We start from the raw sequence: 15,552 nt of genomic DNA, 5'->3' as shown, positions 1-15,552 counted from the left end.
GGCCGCTGCGTGTTTTCAGCCCAGACGCCCGGCCGGGGCGTAGGGCGCAGGATCGATGATCGGCTCGGCGCCGGTCAGCAGGTCGGTAAACAACTGGCACGAAGCAGGCGCCAGCACCAGACCGTTGCGGTAATGCCCGCAGTTGAGCCACAGCCCGGCGTGCCCAGGCACCGGCCCGATGTAGGGAATACCTTCAGGCGAGCCCGGTCGCAGCCCGGCCCAATGCCCAACGACTGGTGCGTCCTTCAGTTGCGGCAACAGTTCGATCGCCGAAGCCCGCAGGCTTTGCAGCGCAACCTCGGTCGGGGTCTTGTCGTAGCCCTCATGCTCAAGCGTGCTGCCCACCAGGATATGCCCGTCACGCCGCGGAATCGCATAGCGCCCCTTGGCCAGTACCATGCTCGGCAGAAAGTCGGCATCGCACTTGAACAGGATCATCTGGCCCTTTACCGGCTCCACCGGCAACTCCAGCCCGAGGGTGCGCAACAGGTCGCCACTCCAGGCACCGGCACTGAGCACCACTTCGTCGGCGGCCAGTACGCCTTCATCCGTCAGCACGCCGGTCACGCGCCCGCCTTTCTGGGCGAAACCGCTGATCTGGCAGTGTTCGCGCAGGCTGACGTTGGGCAGTGCCAGCAACGCGGCTTTCAGCGACTTCACCAGGCGCGGGTTGCGTACGTTGGCCACACCGGCCATGTAGATAGCGTGCTGATAGCCTGGGCCGAGCACCGGCACTGCGTCATAGGCCGCCGAGATGTCGACGGCGCTCAAGGGACGGTGTTCGCGTGCAGCCCAGGCCAGGGCCTGGGCTTCATCGTCGAGGTCGAGCCAGTACAAACCGGTGGTGTGCACTTCAGGATCGACGCCCGTGCTGGCGAACAGACGCTCGCCCAACTGTGGATAGAAATCCTGCGACCAATGCGCCAGGGCGGTCACCGCCGGGCTGTAGCGCCACGGATACAGGGGCGAGACGATACCCCCGCCGGCCCAGGACGACTCACGACCGACCTCGCCCTGGTCGCACACCACTACACGGTCAACCTTTGCGGCCAGGTTGAAGGCAGTCAGCAGACCGATCACCCCGCCACCGACAATCACTACGTGCTTGCTCATCTGTCGATCCAACACCTGAAGTAAAAACGCCTCACCAACAATCCGCCTCATCCAGCGCCCCAGGATTCGCACGCACACCGGCCTGGTCAAGCTGGTAGTCGCCACAGCGATCACGCGCCATCAGCCCCTGGGGCTGACGCTCGGCCAGCAGCCGATAATGGCCGTGCTCGCGCCAGGCTCGCAGGCGGTAGAAACGGCTACCCTCGGGCAGCGGTGTCTGCCACTGCTCGCTGTCGGCATACTGGCCGGTACGGGCGTAGTGGTATTGCAGACGCTGGGCGGCATCGTGCAGCAGGCCGACCGCTTCGCCGCGCGCGGCACGCCGAAGCTGGTCGCTGTAGCTGGGATAGGCAACGCTCGCCAGAATGCCGGTCACGGCTACGACAAGCAACAGCTCCATAAGGCTAAGGCCACGCTGCATCTCAAGACTCCCTGAATCGCTGGCGCCAGGCGATACGCCGGGGTGCCTGGGCCTGTCCGGGCTCGACCGCATAGATCGCCTCCAGTACCTGCCGTGCGCGGGCCTGACGGCTTACCGCAGTGATCCGGAACAAGACCACCCTCGCCCCTTCCGGCATGTGCGCAGCGCGGGTGCTCACCCCCAGTTGCTGCACCAGAAAGAAACCGTGCTCGCTGGTCTGCCACGGTGGCTGCCCATCGATCAGGTCATGGGGTGCGGGCGGCGGGACGCACACCTGGCAGGGCGAGGGAGGCGCCAGGGCAAGCTGCAGCGCGCCCGCCAGCAGGCTCGCCTCGGCCTCTTCAAAGGCGCGCGCCGCCGCCAGCGCGCTGCCCGCCAACGCCATCTGCTGCAGCGTGTCACGCAGGGCCGAGATGGAGAACAGACCCAGCAGCAGGCTCAGCACCAGGGCCAGCAGCAAGACCATTCCGCGCTGGGCGCTCATGACGATGGCAACCGGTTGCGCAGGGCAACGCTCAGCGCGTAGTTTCGCTCGACGCCCAGCACAGGATCGCCAAGGGTCAACTGCAGGTCCACGCGCTCCCCGTCATTGCCCACGACATGGGTGACACGAAAAGCACGCACATTGTCGATGAGCACGGCATTCATGCCGCCGCCGCTGAGCATCAGGCCGTCGCCTTGAAAGCGGTAGGTCTGCCGCCGCACCGGGAACGCCAGCGTAGTGCCGCTACCGGCCTGGCGTGCCGGATGAACCTCGGCCCAGGTGAGGCAATCGGTGAGCAGCGTCCAATCCGGGTTGCCTCCTGCCCCTCGCACGTCGGCCGTCACCAGGCTGAGCGTGACCTCGCGGCCATCGCCGGCATGGGATATCTGCAACGGCTGGGCGAAGGCCTGTGCAGCAGAGGGGGCGATGAACTCGATGGCTTCGGGTGCCAGGCAGCCGAACATGCCGGTCATGCGAATGTCCTGCGCCAGCCGCTGAAAGGCGAGCGAGGCGTCATCCTGCATCCGCGACAGCGCGCCTTGTACGCGCCAGGCTTGCTGGGCCGACACCAGAGCTTGCCCCGCAGCGGCCAGCAGTATCAAGCCCAAGGCCAGTGCCAGCAGGGCCTCCAACAGGCCGAAGCCTCGTTGTCGAGGCGTCATGGCAGCACCCTGCCCTGCAGAGCGATGAACTGCGCCTCGCTGGTGCGTGGGTCATGCCAGCGAATCTCCAGCTGCAACCACTCTCCCGCCACGACCGCCCGCCCCTCACCGCGCTCGTCCAGCAATGAACCTGTCAGGGCGCGCCAGCCGTGCAGCGCCTCGGGTTCAAGCGTACCGCTCGCCCTCACACGCTCGAACAACAGGTGCGCCAACTGCACGGCCTGTGCATCGCGCCGCGCGCCCTCGCCGGCCTGCACTGCGCGTATCTGCGATGCCGCCGCGGCGAACAAGCCGAGCGACAGCACCAGCACTGCCAACACCACTTCCAGCAAGGTCATGCCCTGCTCCCTGTGCACCATGGTTTCGCCTCCTGCGAAATTTCCCGCCAAGCCTGATCGGCCTGGCTGACTGGACCTCCTGGTCCGCAGCACCGAAGCTACAGCGAAGCACTTCCAGGGAGGAATGCACGATGCGGCAACAGGGAGTAACACTGATACAAATGATGAGCGTACTGGCCATGGTCGCGCTTCTGACACAGCTCGCGGCACCGGCCTACGCCAACTTGACCGAAGACCTTCGCCAGGCCGCAGCCGCCCGTGACCTGGCACAGAGCCTGCGAAGCGCACGTGGCGACGCATTGCTGCAGAACCGGAGCGTTGTGGTGCAACCACTGGAGGGGGATTGGGGGAAGGGTTGGCAAACAGTGCTGGAAGGCAACCAACAACTGCTGCGCGAACATCGGCTGGGCCGACCCATGAGGATCGCTGCCAACCTGGAAAAACTGAGGTTCAGTGGCCTGGGTGTCCCGCTGCGCGACAATGGCGCATTTTCCGGCGGCACCTTGCAGATCTGCCAACGTGCGCAGGGCAGCAGTCAGCATCGGGTCGTTGTCGCACCTAGCGGGCGAGTCAGCCTGCGCAGCGGGGCGAGCGAAGCGCCGCGCTGCGTAGGCCCCTGATCAGATCAGCGAGCGAACCCGCAGCTCCTTGGGCATCGAGAAGGTGATGTTCTCTTCACGCCCATCGAGCTCCTCAGCGCCCGTAGCGCCCCAGGCCTTGAGCTGCTCGATCACCCCACGCACCAGCACCTCGGGCGCAGAAGCGCCTGCGGTGATGCCGATGCGCTGGACGCCGTCGAACCAGGCACGCTGCAGGTCTTCGGCACCGTCGATCAGGTAGGCCGGCGTGCTCATGCGTTCGGCCAGTTCGCGCAGACGGTTGGAGTTGGAGCTGTTCGGGCTGCCGACCACCAGCACCACATCACACTCATCGGCCAGTTGCTTGACCGCATCCTGACGGTTCTGGGTGGCGTAGCAGATATCATCCTTGCGCGGACCACCAATATTCGGGAAGCGTGCACGCAGGGCATCGATGACGCGACTGGTGTCGTCCATCGACAGCGTGGTCTGGGTGACGAACGCCAGGTGGTCAGGATCGCGGACCTGCAGGGTGGCGACATCCTTTTCGTCCTCGACGAGGTAGATGGCGCCGCCATTGCTGGCGTCATACTGGCCCATGGTGCCTTCGACTTCCGGGTGTCCGGCATGGCCGATGAGAATGCATTCACGGCCATCACGGCTGTACTTGGCCACCTCGATGTGCACCTTGGTCACCAGCGGACAGGTGGCGTCGAACACCTTCAGGCCACGACCGGCCGCTTCCTGGCGCACGGCTTGCGAGACGCCGTGGGCACTGAAGATGACGATCACATCGTCCGGGACCTGATCCAGCTCTTCGACGAAGATCGCGCCGCGGTTGCGCAGGTCCTCGACGACGAACTTGTTGTGCACCACTTCGTGGCGCACGTAGATCGGCGGCCCGAAAACTTCCAGGGCACGGTTGACGATTTCGATCGCCCGGTCCACACCCGCGCAGAAGCCACGCGGGTTGGCGAGTTTGATTTGCATGCTCGGCTCCAGGCTCACAGCGCCTTCACGTCGAGGATCTTGACCTCGAAGTTCAGGGTCTTGCCAGCCAGCGGATGGTTGAAGTCAATGGTCACCTGGTTGTCATCGAAGGCTTTCACCACACCCGGAAGCTCGGTGTTGGCGGCGTCGTTGAAGATCACCAGCAGGCCCTCTGACAGCTCCATGCCGTCGAACTGCGAACGGGGCATCACCTGCACGTTCTGCGGGTTGGGCTGACCGAAGGCGTTCTCAGGGGTGATGGTCAGCTTGCGCTCGTCGCCGGCCTTGAAGCCGAACAGTGCAGTCTCGAAGCCCGGCAGCAGGTTGCCATCGCCGACCTTGAACACGGCGGGTGCCTTGTCGAAGGTGCTGTCGACGGTGTCGCCGTTTTCCAGGTGCAGCGCGAAGTGCAGGGTGACTTCGGTGTTCTGGCCGATACGGGTCTCAGTCATGGACCGGCTCCTCGCTTTTCTTGCTCTTGAACATGTCCAGCGCCAGCATCACCGCACCAACGGTAATCGCACTGTCGGCCAGGTTGAAGGCCGGGAAGTAGTGGGTGTTGCGCCAGTGGACGAGGATGAAGTCGACCACATGCCCCAGCACGACGCGATCCCACAGGTTGCCGATGGCACCACCCAGCACCAGGGCCAGCGCGACCGCCAGCCAGGTCTCGTTGCGCCCCAGGCGCTTGAGCCAGACCACCAGCACGGCGCTGACCACCACGGCGATCAGGGCGAACAACCAGCGCTGCCAGCCCGAGCTGTCGGCCAGGAAACTGAAGGCCGCGCCCGTGTTGTAGGCCAAGGTCCAGCTGAAGTAGTCGGGAATGACCACGATCTGCTGGTACATGGTCAGGGCGTTGTCGAAATACAGCTTGGTGGCCTGGTCGAGGACCAGGACCACCAGGCTCAGCCAGAGCCAGGCAAGGCGCCCGAAGCGCCCCGCTGCAGGATTAGGCATAGTGGCGCACCTCACCGTTGCCGCTGATGTTGTCGACGCAGCGAGCGCAGATCTCCGGGTGTTCCGGGTGGCTGCCGACGTCGGCGCGGAAGTGCCAGCAACGGCCGCACTTGGCGTGGCCGGACTTGACCACTTTCAGCTTGAGGCCTTCGACTTCGGTTGTCACCGCCTCGGCCGGCGCCTGGACGAACGGCACCACGCTGGCGGCAGAGGTGATCAGCACGAAGCGCAACTCGTCGCCCAGCTTGGCCAGGTCGGCGCTCAGGCTTTCCTCGGCGAAGAGCGTGACTTCGGCTTGCAGGTTGCCACCGATGACCTTGGCCACGCGCTGGTTCTCCAGCTCCTTGTTGACCGCCGCCTTGACCGCCATGATGCGGTCCCAGTAGGCGCGATCCAGCTCGCTGTCCTGTGGCAGCTCGCTCAGGCCCTGATACCAGGTATTGAGCATGACCGACTCGTTGCGCTCGCCCGGCAGGTACTGCCAGATCTCGTCGGCGGTGAAGGCCAGGATCGGCGCGATCCAGCGTACCAGCGCCTCGCTGATGTGGTACAGCGCGGTCTGGCAGGAGCGGCGCGCAACGCTGTTGGCGCCGGTTGTGTACTGGCGGTCCTTGATGATGTCGAGGTAGAAGCCGCCCAGCTCCTGCACGCAGAAGTTGTGCACCTTGGAGTAGACGTTCCAGAACCGGTACTCGGCGTAGTTCTCTTCGAGCTCACGCTGCAGCAGCAGGGTGCGATCGACCGCCCAGCGGTCCAGGGCCAGCATGTCTTCGGCCGGCAACAGGTCGCGCGCCGGATCGAAGCCGGACAGGTTGGAGAGCAGGAAGCGCGCGGTGTTGCGGATACGCCGGTAGGCGTCGGCGCTGCGCTGCAGGATCTGCTCGGAAACGGCCATCTCGCCGGAGTAATCGGTGGCGGAAACCCACAGGCGCAGGATGTCGGCGCCCAGGGTGTTGTTGACCTTTTCCGGCTCGATGGTGTTACCCAGCGACTTGGACATCTTGCGGCCGTTCTCGTCCACGGTGAAACCGTGGGTCAGCAGCTCGCGGTACGGCGCGTGGCCGTCGATGGCGCAACCGGTCAGCAGGGAGGAGTGGAACCAGCCGCGGTGCTGGTCGGAGCCTTCCAGGTACAGGTCGGCGCGCGGGCCGGTGGTATGGCCGATGTCGTGCGAGCCACGCAGCACGTGCCAGTGAGTGGTACCGGAGTCGAACCAGACGTCGAGGGTGTCGGCGATCTTGTCGTACTGGCCGGCCTCGTCACCCAGCAGCTCCTTGGCGTCGAGCTTGAACCAGGCCTCGATACCTTGTTTCTCGACGCGCTTGGCCACTTCTTCCATCAGCTCGACGGTGCGAGGGTGCAGCTCGCCGGTCTGTTTGTCGAGGAAGAACGGGATAGGTACACCCCAGTTGCGCTGGCGCGAGATGCACCAGTCAGGACGGTTGGCGATCATCGCGTGCAGGCGAGCCTGGCCCCAGGACGGCACGAACTTGGTGTCTTCGATGGCCTTGAGCGCACGCTCACGCAGGTTTTCACCGTTGTTGGGCTGCTTGTCCATGCCAACGAACCACTGTGCGGTGGCGCGGTAGATCAACGGGGTCTTGTGGCGCCAGCAGTGCATGTAGCTGTGGCTGATGGTTTCGGTGTGCAGCAGCGCACCGACTTCCTGCAGCTTCTCGACGATGGCCGGATTGGCCTTCCAGATGAACTGGCCACCGAAGAACTCCAGCGATGGCGCGTACACGCCGTTGCTCTGCACGGGCGTGAGAATGTCGTCGTTGACCATGCCGTAGCGCTTGCAGGTGACGAAGTCGTCCTCACCGTAGGCCGGCGCGGAGTGGACCACGCCAGTACCGGCGCCCAGCTCGACGTACTCGGCCAGGTAGATGGGCGACAGGCGCTCGTAGAACGGGTGGCGGAAATTGATCAGTTCCAGCGCCTTGCCTGGCGCGGTGGCCACTACCGAGCCTTCCAGCGCGTAACGCTTCAGGCACGACTCGACCAGTTCTTCGGCCAGCACCAGCAGGCGCTCGCCGGTATCGACCAGGGCGTAGTTGAAGTCCGGGTGGATGTTCAGCGCCTGGTTGGCCGGAATGGTCCAGGGGGTGGTGGTCCAGATCACGATCGCGGCAGGCTTGTTCAGCGAAGCCAGGCCGAAAGCGGCGGCCAGTTTGTCCTGGTCGGCGATCGGGAAGGCGACATCGATGGTCTGGGATTTCTTGTCGGCGTACTCGACCTCGGCCTCGGCCAGGGCCGAACCGCAATCGAAGCACCAGTTCACCGGCTTGAGGCCCTTGAACACGTAGCCTTGCTTGACCATCTCGGCCAGGGCGCGGATCTCGCCAGCTTCGTTGGCGAAGTCCATGGTCTTGTAGGGATTGTCCCAGTCGCCCAGCACGCCCAGGCGGATGAATTCGCTCTTCTGCCCTTCGATCTGCTCGGCGGCGTAGGCGCGGCACAGCTCGCGGGTCTGGTCGGGCGTCAGGTGCTTGCCATGGGTGACCTCGACCTTGTGCTCGATCGGCAGGCCATGGCAGTCCCAGCCCGGCACGTAGGGCGCGTCGAAGCCCGACAAGGTCTTGGACCGGACGATCATGTCCTTGAGGATCTTGTTCAGCGCGTGACCGATGTGGATTTTGCCGTTGGCATAGGGCGGGCCGTCGTGCAGGACGAACTTCGGACGATCCTTGCCAATCTCGCGCAACTTCCGGTACAGGCCAATGCTGTCCCAGCGCTGCAGGATCTGCGGTTCGCGCTGAGGCAGGCCGGCCTTCATGGGGAAGGCGGTGTCCGGAAGGTTAAGCGTGGCTTTGTAGTCGGTCATTTCAGGCTCTTGGTTAGCGGTTGAGCGTGCCAGTGGGCACGTGCGGCGGCGATGTCCGCGTCGATCGCCGACTTCAGCGCCTCCAGGGAGGCGAATCGCTGCTCCTCGCGCAGCTTGTGGTGGAACTCCACTGTCAGACGCCGGCCATAGAGGTCGCCGGTGTAGTCCAGGAGATGGATTTCCAGGTGGGGACGCCCATCACCCTTGACGGTGGGACGAACCCCGATGTTGCCGACACCCGGCCAAGGCGTGCCGTCGATTTCGATGCTGGTCAGGTAGACCCCGGACAGCGGCACGCGACGGCGCTTGAGCTGGATGTTGGCGGTGGGCGTGCCGAGCTGGCGGGCCAGTTTCTGGCCGTGCAGCACGCGCCCGGTAATGCGATACGGACGGCCCAGCAAGTGCTCGGCCAGCTCGAAGTCGGCTTCGGCCAGGGCCTTGCGCACTTCGGTGCTGCTGACGCGCAGGCCGTCCTGGATCACGGTGTTGGCCGCCTCGACGGTGAAACCGTACTGCTGGCCGGCCTGGAGCAGGAAGTCGAAGTCGCCGGCACGATCGCAGCCGAAGCGGAAGTCGTCGCCTACTTCCAGGTGACGCACGCCCAGGCCATCGACCAGCACCGCCTTGACGAACTGATCGGCGCTGAGCTGGCTAAGGCGCTGGTTGAAGGCCAGGCACAACACCCGGTCGATGCCTTCGTCGGCCAGCAGCTCGACCTTGTCGCGCAGACGCGCCAGCCGGGCCGGCGCAGTGTCCGGGGCGAAATATTCCCGCGGCTGCGGCTCGAAGATCACCACGCAGGTGGGCAGGCCCAGCTCCTGGCCGCGCTCACGCAGGCGCGCCAGGATGGCCTGGTGGCCCCGGTGAACCCCGTCGAAGTTGCCAATGGTGGCGACACAGCCCCGGTGCTCGGGGCGCAGGTTGTGAAGACCTCGAACCAGCTGCATAACGCGCTTCTTGCTCATAAAGTGGCCGATTATAACCACACCGGGGCGCTGGTGACAGGCAGCAGTGCCACTGTGGGCCGTGGAATGCGAAAAACCGACGCCTGGCCCTGCCCCGACCTCAGTGCAGCGCCTTGCGGACAAAGTGCCGAGGGCGGAAACCGCACAGGAACAGGCACCCGAAGTAGGTCACCACACCCGCGCCGATCAATGCGCCGAGGCGCAGGAAACGCTCGAGCATGTTGCCCTGCTCCCAGGCTGGCATGAAGTGCATGCCCAGCAGCAGCACGCCAGACATCAGCGCCACCGCCAGTACCAGCTTGAGCAGGAATACCATCCAGCCGGCCTGGGGCTGGAACAGGCCCTGGCTGCGCAGCTTCCAGAACAGCAACCCGGCGTTGAGGCAGGCCCCCAGGCTGATGGCCAGGGCCAGACCTGCATGTTGCAGCGGGCCGATCAGGGCGAGGTTGAACAATTGCGTGCAGACCAGGGTGAAGATGGCGATCTTCACCGGCGTACGGATGTTCTGCTGCGCGTAGAAGCCGGGCGCAAGCACCTTGACCAGGATGATCGCCAGCAGACCGACCGAATAGGCGATCAGTGCGCGCTGGGTCATGGCGGCATCGGTGGCGGTGAACTTGCCGTACTGGAACAGCGCCACGGTCAGCGGCTCGGCGAGGATCGCCAGGGCCAGGGTGCAAGGCAGCACCAGCAGGAAGCACAGGCGCAGGCCCCAGTCGAGGATCCGCGAATACTCTTCACGGTCCTTGTTGGCGTAGGTCTTGGCCAGGGTCGGCAGAAGAATGGTGCCCAAGGCTACCCCCAGCACACCGGAAGGAAGCTCCATCAGGCGGTCGGCGTAGTACATCCAGGAAACCGAACCGGCGACCAGGAAGGAGGCGAAGATGGTGTTGATGATCAGCGAGATCTGACTCACCGACACCCCGAGGATCGCCGGCAGCATCTGCTTGAGCACGCGCCATACCCCCGTATCGCGCAGGTTCAGCCGTGGCAGCACGAGCATGCCGATCTTCTTCAAGGCTGGCAGCTGGTACAGCAGCTGGGCCAGCCCCCCCGCCAGCACGCCCCAGGCCAGGGCCATGATCGGCGGGTCGAAATAGGGGGTGAGGAACACGGCGAAGGCGATCATCGCCACGTTCAGCAGGGTCGGCGTAAAGGCCGGCACCGAGAAGCGGTTCCAGGTGTTGAGGATCGCCCCGACCAGCGACGACAGGGATATCAGCAATATATAAGGAAACGTCACCCGCAACAGTGCGGTGGTGAGTTCGTATTTCTCGGCACTGTCGACAAAGCCGGGGGCCGTGACCCACACCACCCAGGGCGCGGCGAGTATGCCCAGGGCAGTGACCAGAGCCAGGACCAGCGTGAGCAGGCCACTGACATAGGCGATGAAAGTACGCGTGGCCTCCTCGCCCTGCTGGGTCTTGTATTCGGCAAGAATCGGCACGAAGGCTTGGGAAAACGCGCCCTCGGCGAAGATACGCCGCAGCAGGTTGGGCAGTTTGAAGGCAATGAAGAAGGCGTCGGTGGCGATGCCGGCGCCGAAGACCCGCGCCAGAATGGTGTCGCGCACGAAACCCAGCACCCGCGAAATCATGGTGATGGAGCTGACTGCAGCCAGGGATTTGAGCAGGTTCATCGAAAAGTTTTACGCCTGGGACTTGAGAGCGCTGCCAGATGACGCCCGGATGTGCGATAATCCCGCTTCTTTGCAGGGGTGCCAAAAACTCCCGAGTTTACAGGTCGTTGCGTAGAAAGGAATCTCTCCTTCCGCGCACACATGCCACTCGGCAGATCCTTGCAACTGGCCTTGACATCCGTCCGACTCATCGGCATGATTCGCGGCCTTATTTGTTTGCTATTTACCCAAAAGTCTTTCGAGGAGCTCGACGGTGGCCAACACACCTTCCGCCAAGAAACGTGCAAAACAGGCTGAGAAGCGTCGCAGCCACAACGCCAGCCTGCGTTCCATGGTCCGTACCTACATCAAGAACGTAGTCAAGGCCATCGACGCTAAAGACGCCGAAAAAGCGCAAGCTGCTTACACTCTGGCTGTGCCTGTAATCGACCGCATGGCCGATAAAGGCATCATCCACAAGAATAAAGCTGCTCGCCACAAAGGCCGTCTGAATGGCCACATCAAGGCGCTGAAAGAAGCTGCAGCTGCCTAAGCGACGCGCTTTAACAAAAACCGACCCTAGGGTCGGTTTTTTGTTGCCTGCGATTTAGCTGGCCATCGACAGGCAACCCAGAAGTCCGGGCCGCGATAAGCGGCCCTGGACTCATTGCTACTTGCCCACCGGGATCTTCGGCGCCCACTGCAACCAGGCATCATCCGGTTTATCGAACAAGGCAAAGGTCTGCTGCGGCCGCGCGGGATTGCCCATCTGCTCGCCATCCGGCGTTGCAAAGGCGATCCCTCCATCGATGAGGGTTTCCAGCGATTCGGTTCGCACCGTGGCCCCCTTGAACAGCCCCCAGTCAAAGCCGAAACCACTGCTGTTCCAGAAGCGGCTGCCGCCCCGTACCAAGGCGGCATAACGTGGCTCGATCAGAATATGGATCAACACCCGATCCGCACTCTGCCCCAGTTCGTAGCCCGTGACCTTGCCAACCTGTACTTCACGGTAGGTGACTGGTACACCCGGCTTTATCGAACCACGACGTGAGGCGCTCAACGTCAGCGGCAGACCGACTTCCTGACCGACCACCTCCGGCGCTTCGGGCAAGGCGATGAAATCCCGCTGCGGGCCCTGGCTCTTCAATGCCGGCTGTACCTCCAGGTACTGGCCGCCGATCAGGGTATCCAGGTTCTCTGTGCGCACCAGTCCGAATGCCGGCTTCACCACCCAGAATTGCGTGCCTGCCCGGGCAATGCGGTCCGCAGCATCGGTGATCCGCGCACGCAGCAGCACAGCCTGCAGATCGGAGGTCAGGTCGACGCTTTCAATGCTGCCTACGTCGAGGCCACGGAAGCGGATCGGCGTACCGGGCTTGAGACCATCGGCACGCTCCACACGGATGGTCACGAGAGTGCCGGCACGGTTGGCTGCCTCCTCGTTCTCCAGCAGGCGGAAACGTGGAATGTGTCGTTTGAGCGGCACGTTCTGCTGCGGCGTGTCAAAAGCGATGCCTCCGGCCATCAGGGTCTGCAACGACTCACTCTTGATCTTGATACCCGACAGGCCGCCAGTGAGCGTGATACCGCTGGCATTCCAGAAGCGCGTCGAACCGTTCACCAGGCCGGCATACTCTTTCTCGATATGGACACCAATCAGGATACGCTTGCTGTTGCGTGCGAACTGGTAGCTCTGCACGCTACCGACCTTGACCTGGCGATAGGTTACCGGACTACCTACCTCGAGCGAGCCGAGCGTGTCAGCGAACAACACCAGGTGCAGGCCCGGCGCCTTGAGATCGAGCGGTGGCGCCTTGGCTCTGGCCTCGAACTCACGCTGCGGTCGCGCGCCTTTCTCACCCGGACGAATGGCGATGTAGTTACCCTTTACCAGCGCCTCCAGGCCGGTGATGCCCGCCAATGAAATGGACGGTTTGACCACCCAGAACTGGGTACCTTCCACCAGGTAGTCTTCGGCCAGCGGGTCCAGCGTGAGCTCGGCCATGGCGCCATCGAGGCCATCATCGATCTTCAGCGTTTTCATGGAGCCCACCTGGATACCCTTGTACATCACCGGGGTACGTCCAGCCTGCAGGCCTTCGTAATCGGTCAGGTGCACCTTGATGCGGATACCAGCCTGAGCTGCCTCGAAGTCCTCATAGAGACGGAACGGAAGGCTCGGATCGGTGGGCGGGCTGTCCTTGCGATGCTCTGGAGTAGCGAAGGCGATGCCGCCAGCCACGATGCTCGACAGCGATTCACTGCGCACCTTGACGCCCGACAGATTGGCATCGATGCTGATGCCGCTGGCATTCCAGAAACGCGTGTGTTTGCGCACCAGACCAGCGTATTCAGGCTCGATGAACAGCTTGATCTCGACCGTTCCGTGGTCGTCTGACAGGCGATAGCTTTTTACCTTGCCCACCTGGATCTGCTTGTAGAACACCGGGCTCTCACGATTGAGCGAGCCCAGGCGCTCGGCCTTGAGCGTTAGGTGCAGGCCGGGCTCCTTGTCAGAAAGCGGTGGTGCCTCGGCCAGTGCGGTGAAGCGACGGGTAGGTTCGCCCTGCCCTGGATCAACGGCGATGTAGTTGCCGGAAACCAGTGTCTCCAACCCGGAGATCCCAGCCAGGCTGACGCTCGGCTTGACCAGCCAGAAGCGCGTGCCTTTATTCATGTGCGGCTCGGCCGTCTTGTTCATCTCGATGGTGGCGATCACACCCGTATTGCTGCCCTCGGCATCCAGCACCAGGCTGGTAACCTTGCCCACCGACATACCCTTGTAGATCACCTCGGTCTTGTTGGCGACGATACCCTCGCCGGTTTCGAAACGAACCTGAATCTCCACGCCAGCGTCACGATAGGCCTGCCAGGCAAGCCAGCCCCCGATCATCAGGGCGATCAGCGGCAGAATCCAGATGGCCGACCAGTTCGAGGCTGGGCGTGTTTTGGCCGTTGGCAAGTCACTCATGGTCGTCGTCCGACTCCGTGTTATCCCAGATCAGTCGGGGATCGAAAGTTAAAGCAGCAAGCATCGTCAGGATCACCACACTGGCAAAGGCGACGGCGCCCAGGTTGGCTTCGACACTGGCGATGCGACCGAAATTCACCACCGCCACCAGAATGGCGATGACGAAGATGTCGAGCATCGACCAGCGACCGATGAATTCGATAAAGCGGTACATCAGGATCCGCTGCCGGGCCGAGAGCGGCTGATGACGCTGCACCGAGTAAAGCAGCAGGCCAATGCCCACCAGCTTGAAGGTCGGCACCAGAATACTGGCAATGAATACCACCGCGGCAATGGGCAGCATGCCGTGCTTCATCAGGGTGATGACCCCGGACATGATGGTGTCCGGGCTGCCCTGGCCCAAGGTGCTGACGGTCATGATCGGCAGCAGGTTGGCCGGGATGTACAGGATCATCGCAGTGACGAGCAGCGCCCAGGTGCGCACGATACTGTTGGGGCGACGCGCATGCACGATGGCACCACAACGAGTGCAGGCCTGCGAGTCGCTGCCCGGCGCCTGGCGATTGAGCTCGTGACACTCGTTGCAGACCAGGATACCGGCATCAATCGCCCGCATGGGTATCCTCCCCGGAGAGCGCTACCCATATCTGATGCGGCGACATCACCACCTCCAGCCAGACCTGCACCAGCAACAGGCTGATAAAGCAGAACAAACCGAGCCCGACGGTCAGTTGCGCCAGGTCGACCAGCTTGACGATCGCTACCAGCACGCCCATGAAGTACACCTCGAGCATCCCCCACTCCCGCAGGTGATGATAGATGCGATAGAACAACAGGCCATGACCACGACCGATATTCAGGCGAATGCTCAGCAGTACCAGGAGTTGGCACAGCAGCTTGAGCAACGGAATAGCCATGCTGCACAGGAACACCACAATGGCGACGCCACGCATTTCAGAGTTGTACAGGCCCAGAACACCACTCCACACCGTGTCGTCAGCGGTCTGGCCGAGCAGGTGCAGTTGCATGATAGGCAGGAAATTGGCCGGGATATAAAGAAACAGCGCGGTCAGCACCAGCGCGAGGCTGCGATTGACGACATTGTAACGATGCGCATAGAGCTCGTAGCCACAGCGCGGACACTGGGCTTTCTCGCCATGCTGCAGCACAGGCTTGCGCAGCAGCAGGTCACACTCGTGACAAGCCACGAGGTCTTCCAGCGGCAGGCTGGCCAGCGCTTCGGGATCGGCAGGGTTGGACATAGGGAGTTCTGATAGGAAAGTCGGCTCTATTCTAGTGTTCAGAGTCGAAATGTGGGAGATGGTGCTTTGCAAAGGCGGTTACGAATGGTGTCGGCCACCTGCTTGCTCTCGGCAGCGAATGCTGCCGGCTCTTGATCGCGGAAAAGACAAAACCCCTACCTGCTCGCGCAGATAGGGGTTTTGCGAAATGAATCTTGACGATGACCTACTCTCACATGGGGAAACCCCACACTACCATCGGCGATGCATCGTTTCACTGCTGAGTTCGGGATGGGATCAGGTGGTTCCAATGCTCTATGGTCGTCAAGAAATTCGGTTGCCAGTGCGTCCTTGCAGACACGCTAGCCAATTCGGATATGTGATCTT

16 protein-coding genes and 1 rRNA gene are annotated in these 15,552 nt (G+C 63.0%); 2 read left to right on the top strand and 15 right to left on the bottom strand.

Translation table 11 applies throughout. From position 1 onward, the window contains the following. Positions 1 to 15: 15 nt before the first annotated feature. Genes thiO through AB688_RS27445 form a run of 5 tightly spaced genes read right to left on the bottom strand, consistent with a single transcriptional unit; the run spans position 16 to position 3,039 of the window. Positions 16 to 1,113, bottom strand: a complete 1,098-nt coding sequence (gene thiO / locus AB688_RS06155; RefSeq protein ID WP_063542812.1) for a glycine oxidase ThiO — start codon at positions 1,111 to 1,113, stop codon at positions 16 to 18. Positions 1,114 to 1,144: 31 nt separating this feature from the next. Beyond that, positions 1,145 to 1,534, bottom strand: a complete 390-nt coding sequence (locus tag AB688_RS06150) for a type IV pilin protein (protein WP_063542810.1) — start codon at positions 1,532 to 1,534, stop codon at positions 1,145 to 1,147. A gap of 1 nt (position 1,535) precedes the next feature. After that, entirely contained in the window at positions 1,536 to 2,018 is a 483-nt protein-coding gene (locus AB688_RS06145; protein WP_063542808.1) for a hypothetical protein, read from the bottom strand. After that, the gene (locus AB688_RS06140) at positions 2,015 to 2,680 is read right to left on the bottom strand and encodes a PilW family protein (protein WP_063542806.1); all 666 of its coding nucleotides are present in this window, start codon (positions 2,678 to 2,680) and stop codon (positions 2,015 to 2,017) included. Before AB688_RS06140 ends, AB688_RS06145 begins: the two co-directional genes overlap by 4 nt. After that, a complete protein-coding gene (locus AB688_RS27445) occupies positions 2,677 to 3,039 on the bottom strand; it encodes a prepilin-type N-terminal cleavage/methylation domain-containing protein (protein WP_063542804.1) in 363 nt (120 codons plus the stop codon). The genes AB688_RS06140 and AB688_RS27445 overlap by 4 nt, the downstream gene beginning before the upstream one ends. A 110-nt stretch (positions 3,040 to 3,149) precedes the next feature. On the opposite strand from AB688_RS27445, the gene AB688_RS06130 reads away from it, so the two are divergent. Beyond that, complete coding sequence (locus AB688_RS06130; protein WP_063542802.1) at positions 3,150 to 3,638, top strand: GspH/FimT family pseudopilin; 489 nt, start codon at positions 3,150 to 3,152, stop codon at positions 3,636 to 3,638. Here the strand turns inward: AB688_RS06130 and ispH are convergent, their stop codons facing one another. The 6 genes from ispH to murJ form a co-directional block, all read right to left on the bottom strand. Then, positions 3,639 to 4,586, bottom strand: a complete 948-nt coding sequence (gene ispH / locus AB688_RS06125) for a 4-hydroxy-3-methylbut-2-enyl diphosphate reductase (RefSeq protein ID WP_063542800.1) — start codon at positions 4,584 to 4,586, stop codon at positions 3,639 to 3,641. Positions 4,587 to 4,600: 14 nt separating this feature from the next. Then, positions 4,601 to 5,038, bottom strand: coding sequence for an FKBP-type peptidyl-prolyl cis-trans isomerase (locus AB688_RS06120; protein WP_054895098.1), 438 nt, complete (start codon positions 5,036 to 5,038; stop codon positions 4,601 to 4,603). Further along, positions 5,031 to 5,546, bottom strand: a complete 516-nt coding sequence (gene lspA / locus AB688_RS06115) for a signal peptidase II (protein ID WP_063542798.1) — start codon at positions 5,544 to 5,546, stop codon at positions 5,031 to 5,033. Before lspA ends, AB688_RS06120 begins: the two co-directional genes overlap by 8 nt. Beyond that, complete coding sequence (ileS, locus tag AB688_RS06110; protein ID WP_063542796.1) at positions 5,539 to 8,370, bottom strand: isoleucine--tRNA ligase; 2,832 nt, start codon at positions 8,368 to 8,370, stop codon at positions 5,539 to 5,541. The genes lspA and ileS overlap by 8 nt, the downstream gene beginning before the upstream one ends. Then, complete coding sequence (ribF, locus tag AB688_RS06105; RefSeq protein WP_063542794.1) at positions 8,367 to 9,317, bottom strand: bifunctional riboflavin kinase/FAD synthetase; 951 nt, start codon at positions 9,315 to 9,317, stop codon at positions 8,367 to 8,369. Before ribF ends, ileS begins: the two co-directional genes overlap by 4 nt. A gap of 118 nt (positions 9,318 to 9,435) precedes the next feature. After that, positions 9,436 to 10,974 carry a murein biosynthesis integral membrane protein MurJ gene (gene murJ / locus AB688_RS06100; protein ID WP_054895094.1) on the bottom strand — a complete coding sequence of 513 codons (1,539 nt, stop codon included), beginning with the start codon at positions 10,972 to 10,974 and terminating at the stop codon, positions 9,436 to 9,438. Between the two features lie 253 nt (positions 10,975 to 11,227). On the opposite strand from murJ, the gene rpsT reads away from it, so the two are divergent. Next, positions 11,228 to 11,506, top strand: coding sequence for a 30S ribosomal protein S20 (gene rpsT, locus AB688_RS06095; RefSeq protein WP_029614579.1), 279 nt, complete (start codon positions 11,228 to 11,230; stop codon positions 11,504 to 11,506). 117 nt (positions 11,507 to 11,623) lie between these two features. Here the strand turns inward: rpsT and AB688_RS06090 are convergent, their stop codons facing one another. The 4 genes from AB688_RS06090 to rrf form a co-directional block, all read right to left on the bottom strand. After that, positions 11,624 to 13,924, bottom strand: a complete 2,301-nt coding sequence (locus tag AB688_RS06090; protein ID WP_054895093.1) for a PqiB family protein — start codon at positions 13,922 to 13,924, stop codon at positions 11,624 to 11,626. Further along, entirely contained in the window at positions 13,917 to 14,540 is a 624-nt protein-coding gene (locus AB688_RS06085) for a paraquat-inducible protein A (RefSeq protein WP_063542792.1), read from the bottom strand. Before AB688_RS06085 ends, AB688_RS06090 begins: the two co-directional genes overlap by 8 nt. Further along, entirely contained in the window at positions 14,527 to 15,186 is a 660-nt protein-coding gene (locus AB688_RS06080; protein WP_063542790.1) for a paraquat-inducible protein A, read from the bottom strand. Before AB688_RS06080 ends, AB688_RS06085 begins: the two co-directional genes overlap by 14 nt. Positions 15,187 to 15,378: 192 nt before the next feature. Then, a 5S ribosomal RNA gene (rrf, locus tag AB688_RS06075) occupies positions 15,379 to 15,494 on the bottom strand. Positions 15,495 to 15,552: the final 58 nt, after the last annotated feature.

The sequence above is a fragment of the Pseudomonas putida genome (assembly GCF_001636055.1).
GTDB classification, from domain to species: Bacteria; Pseudomonadota; Gammaproteobacteria; order Pseudomonadales; family Pseudomonadaceae; genus Aquipseudomonas; species Aquipseudomonas machongensis.
The sequence above is the reverse complement of the archived record's forward strand: the minus strand, read 5'-3'. Positions and strand labels throughout refer to the sequence as shown.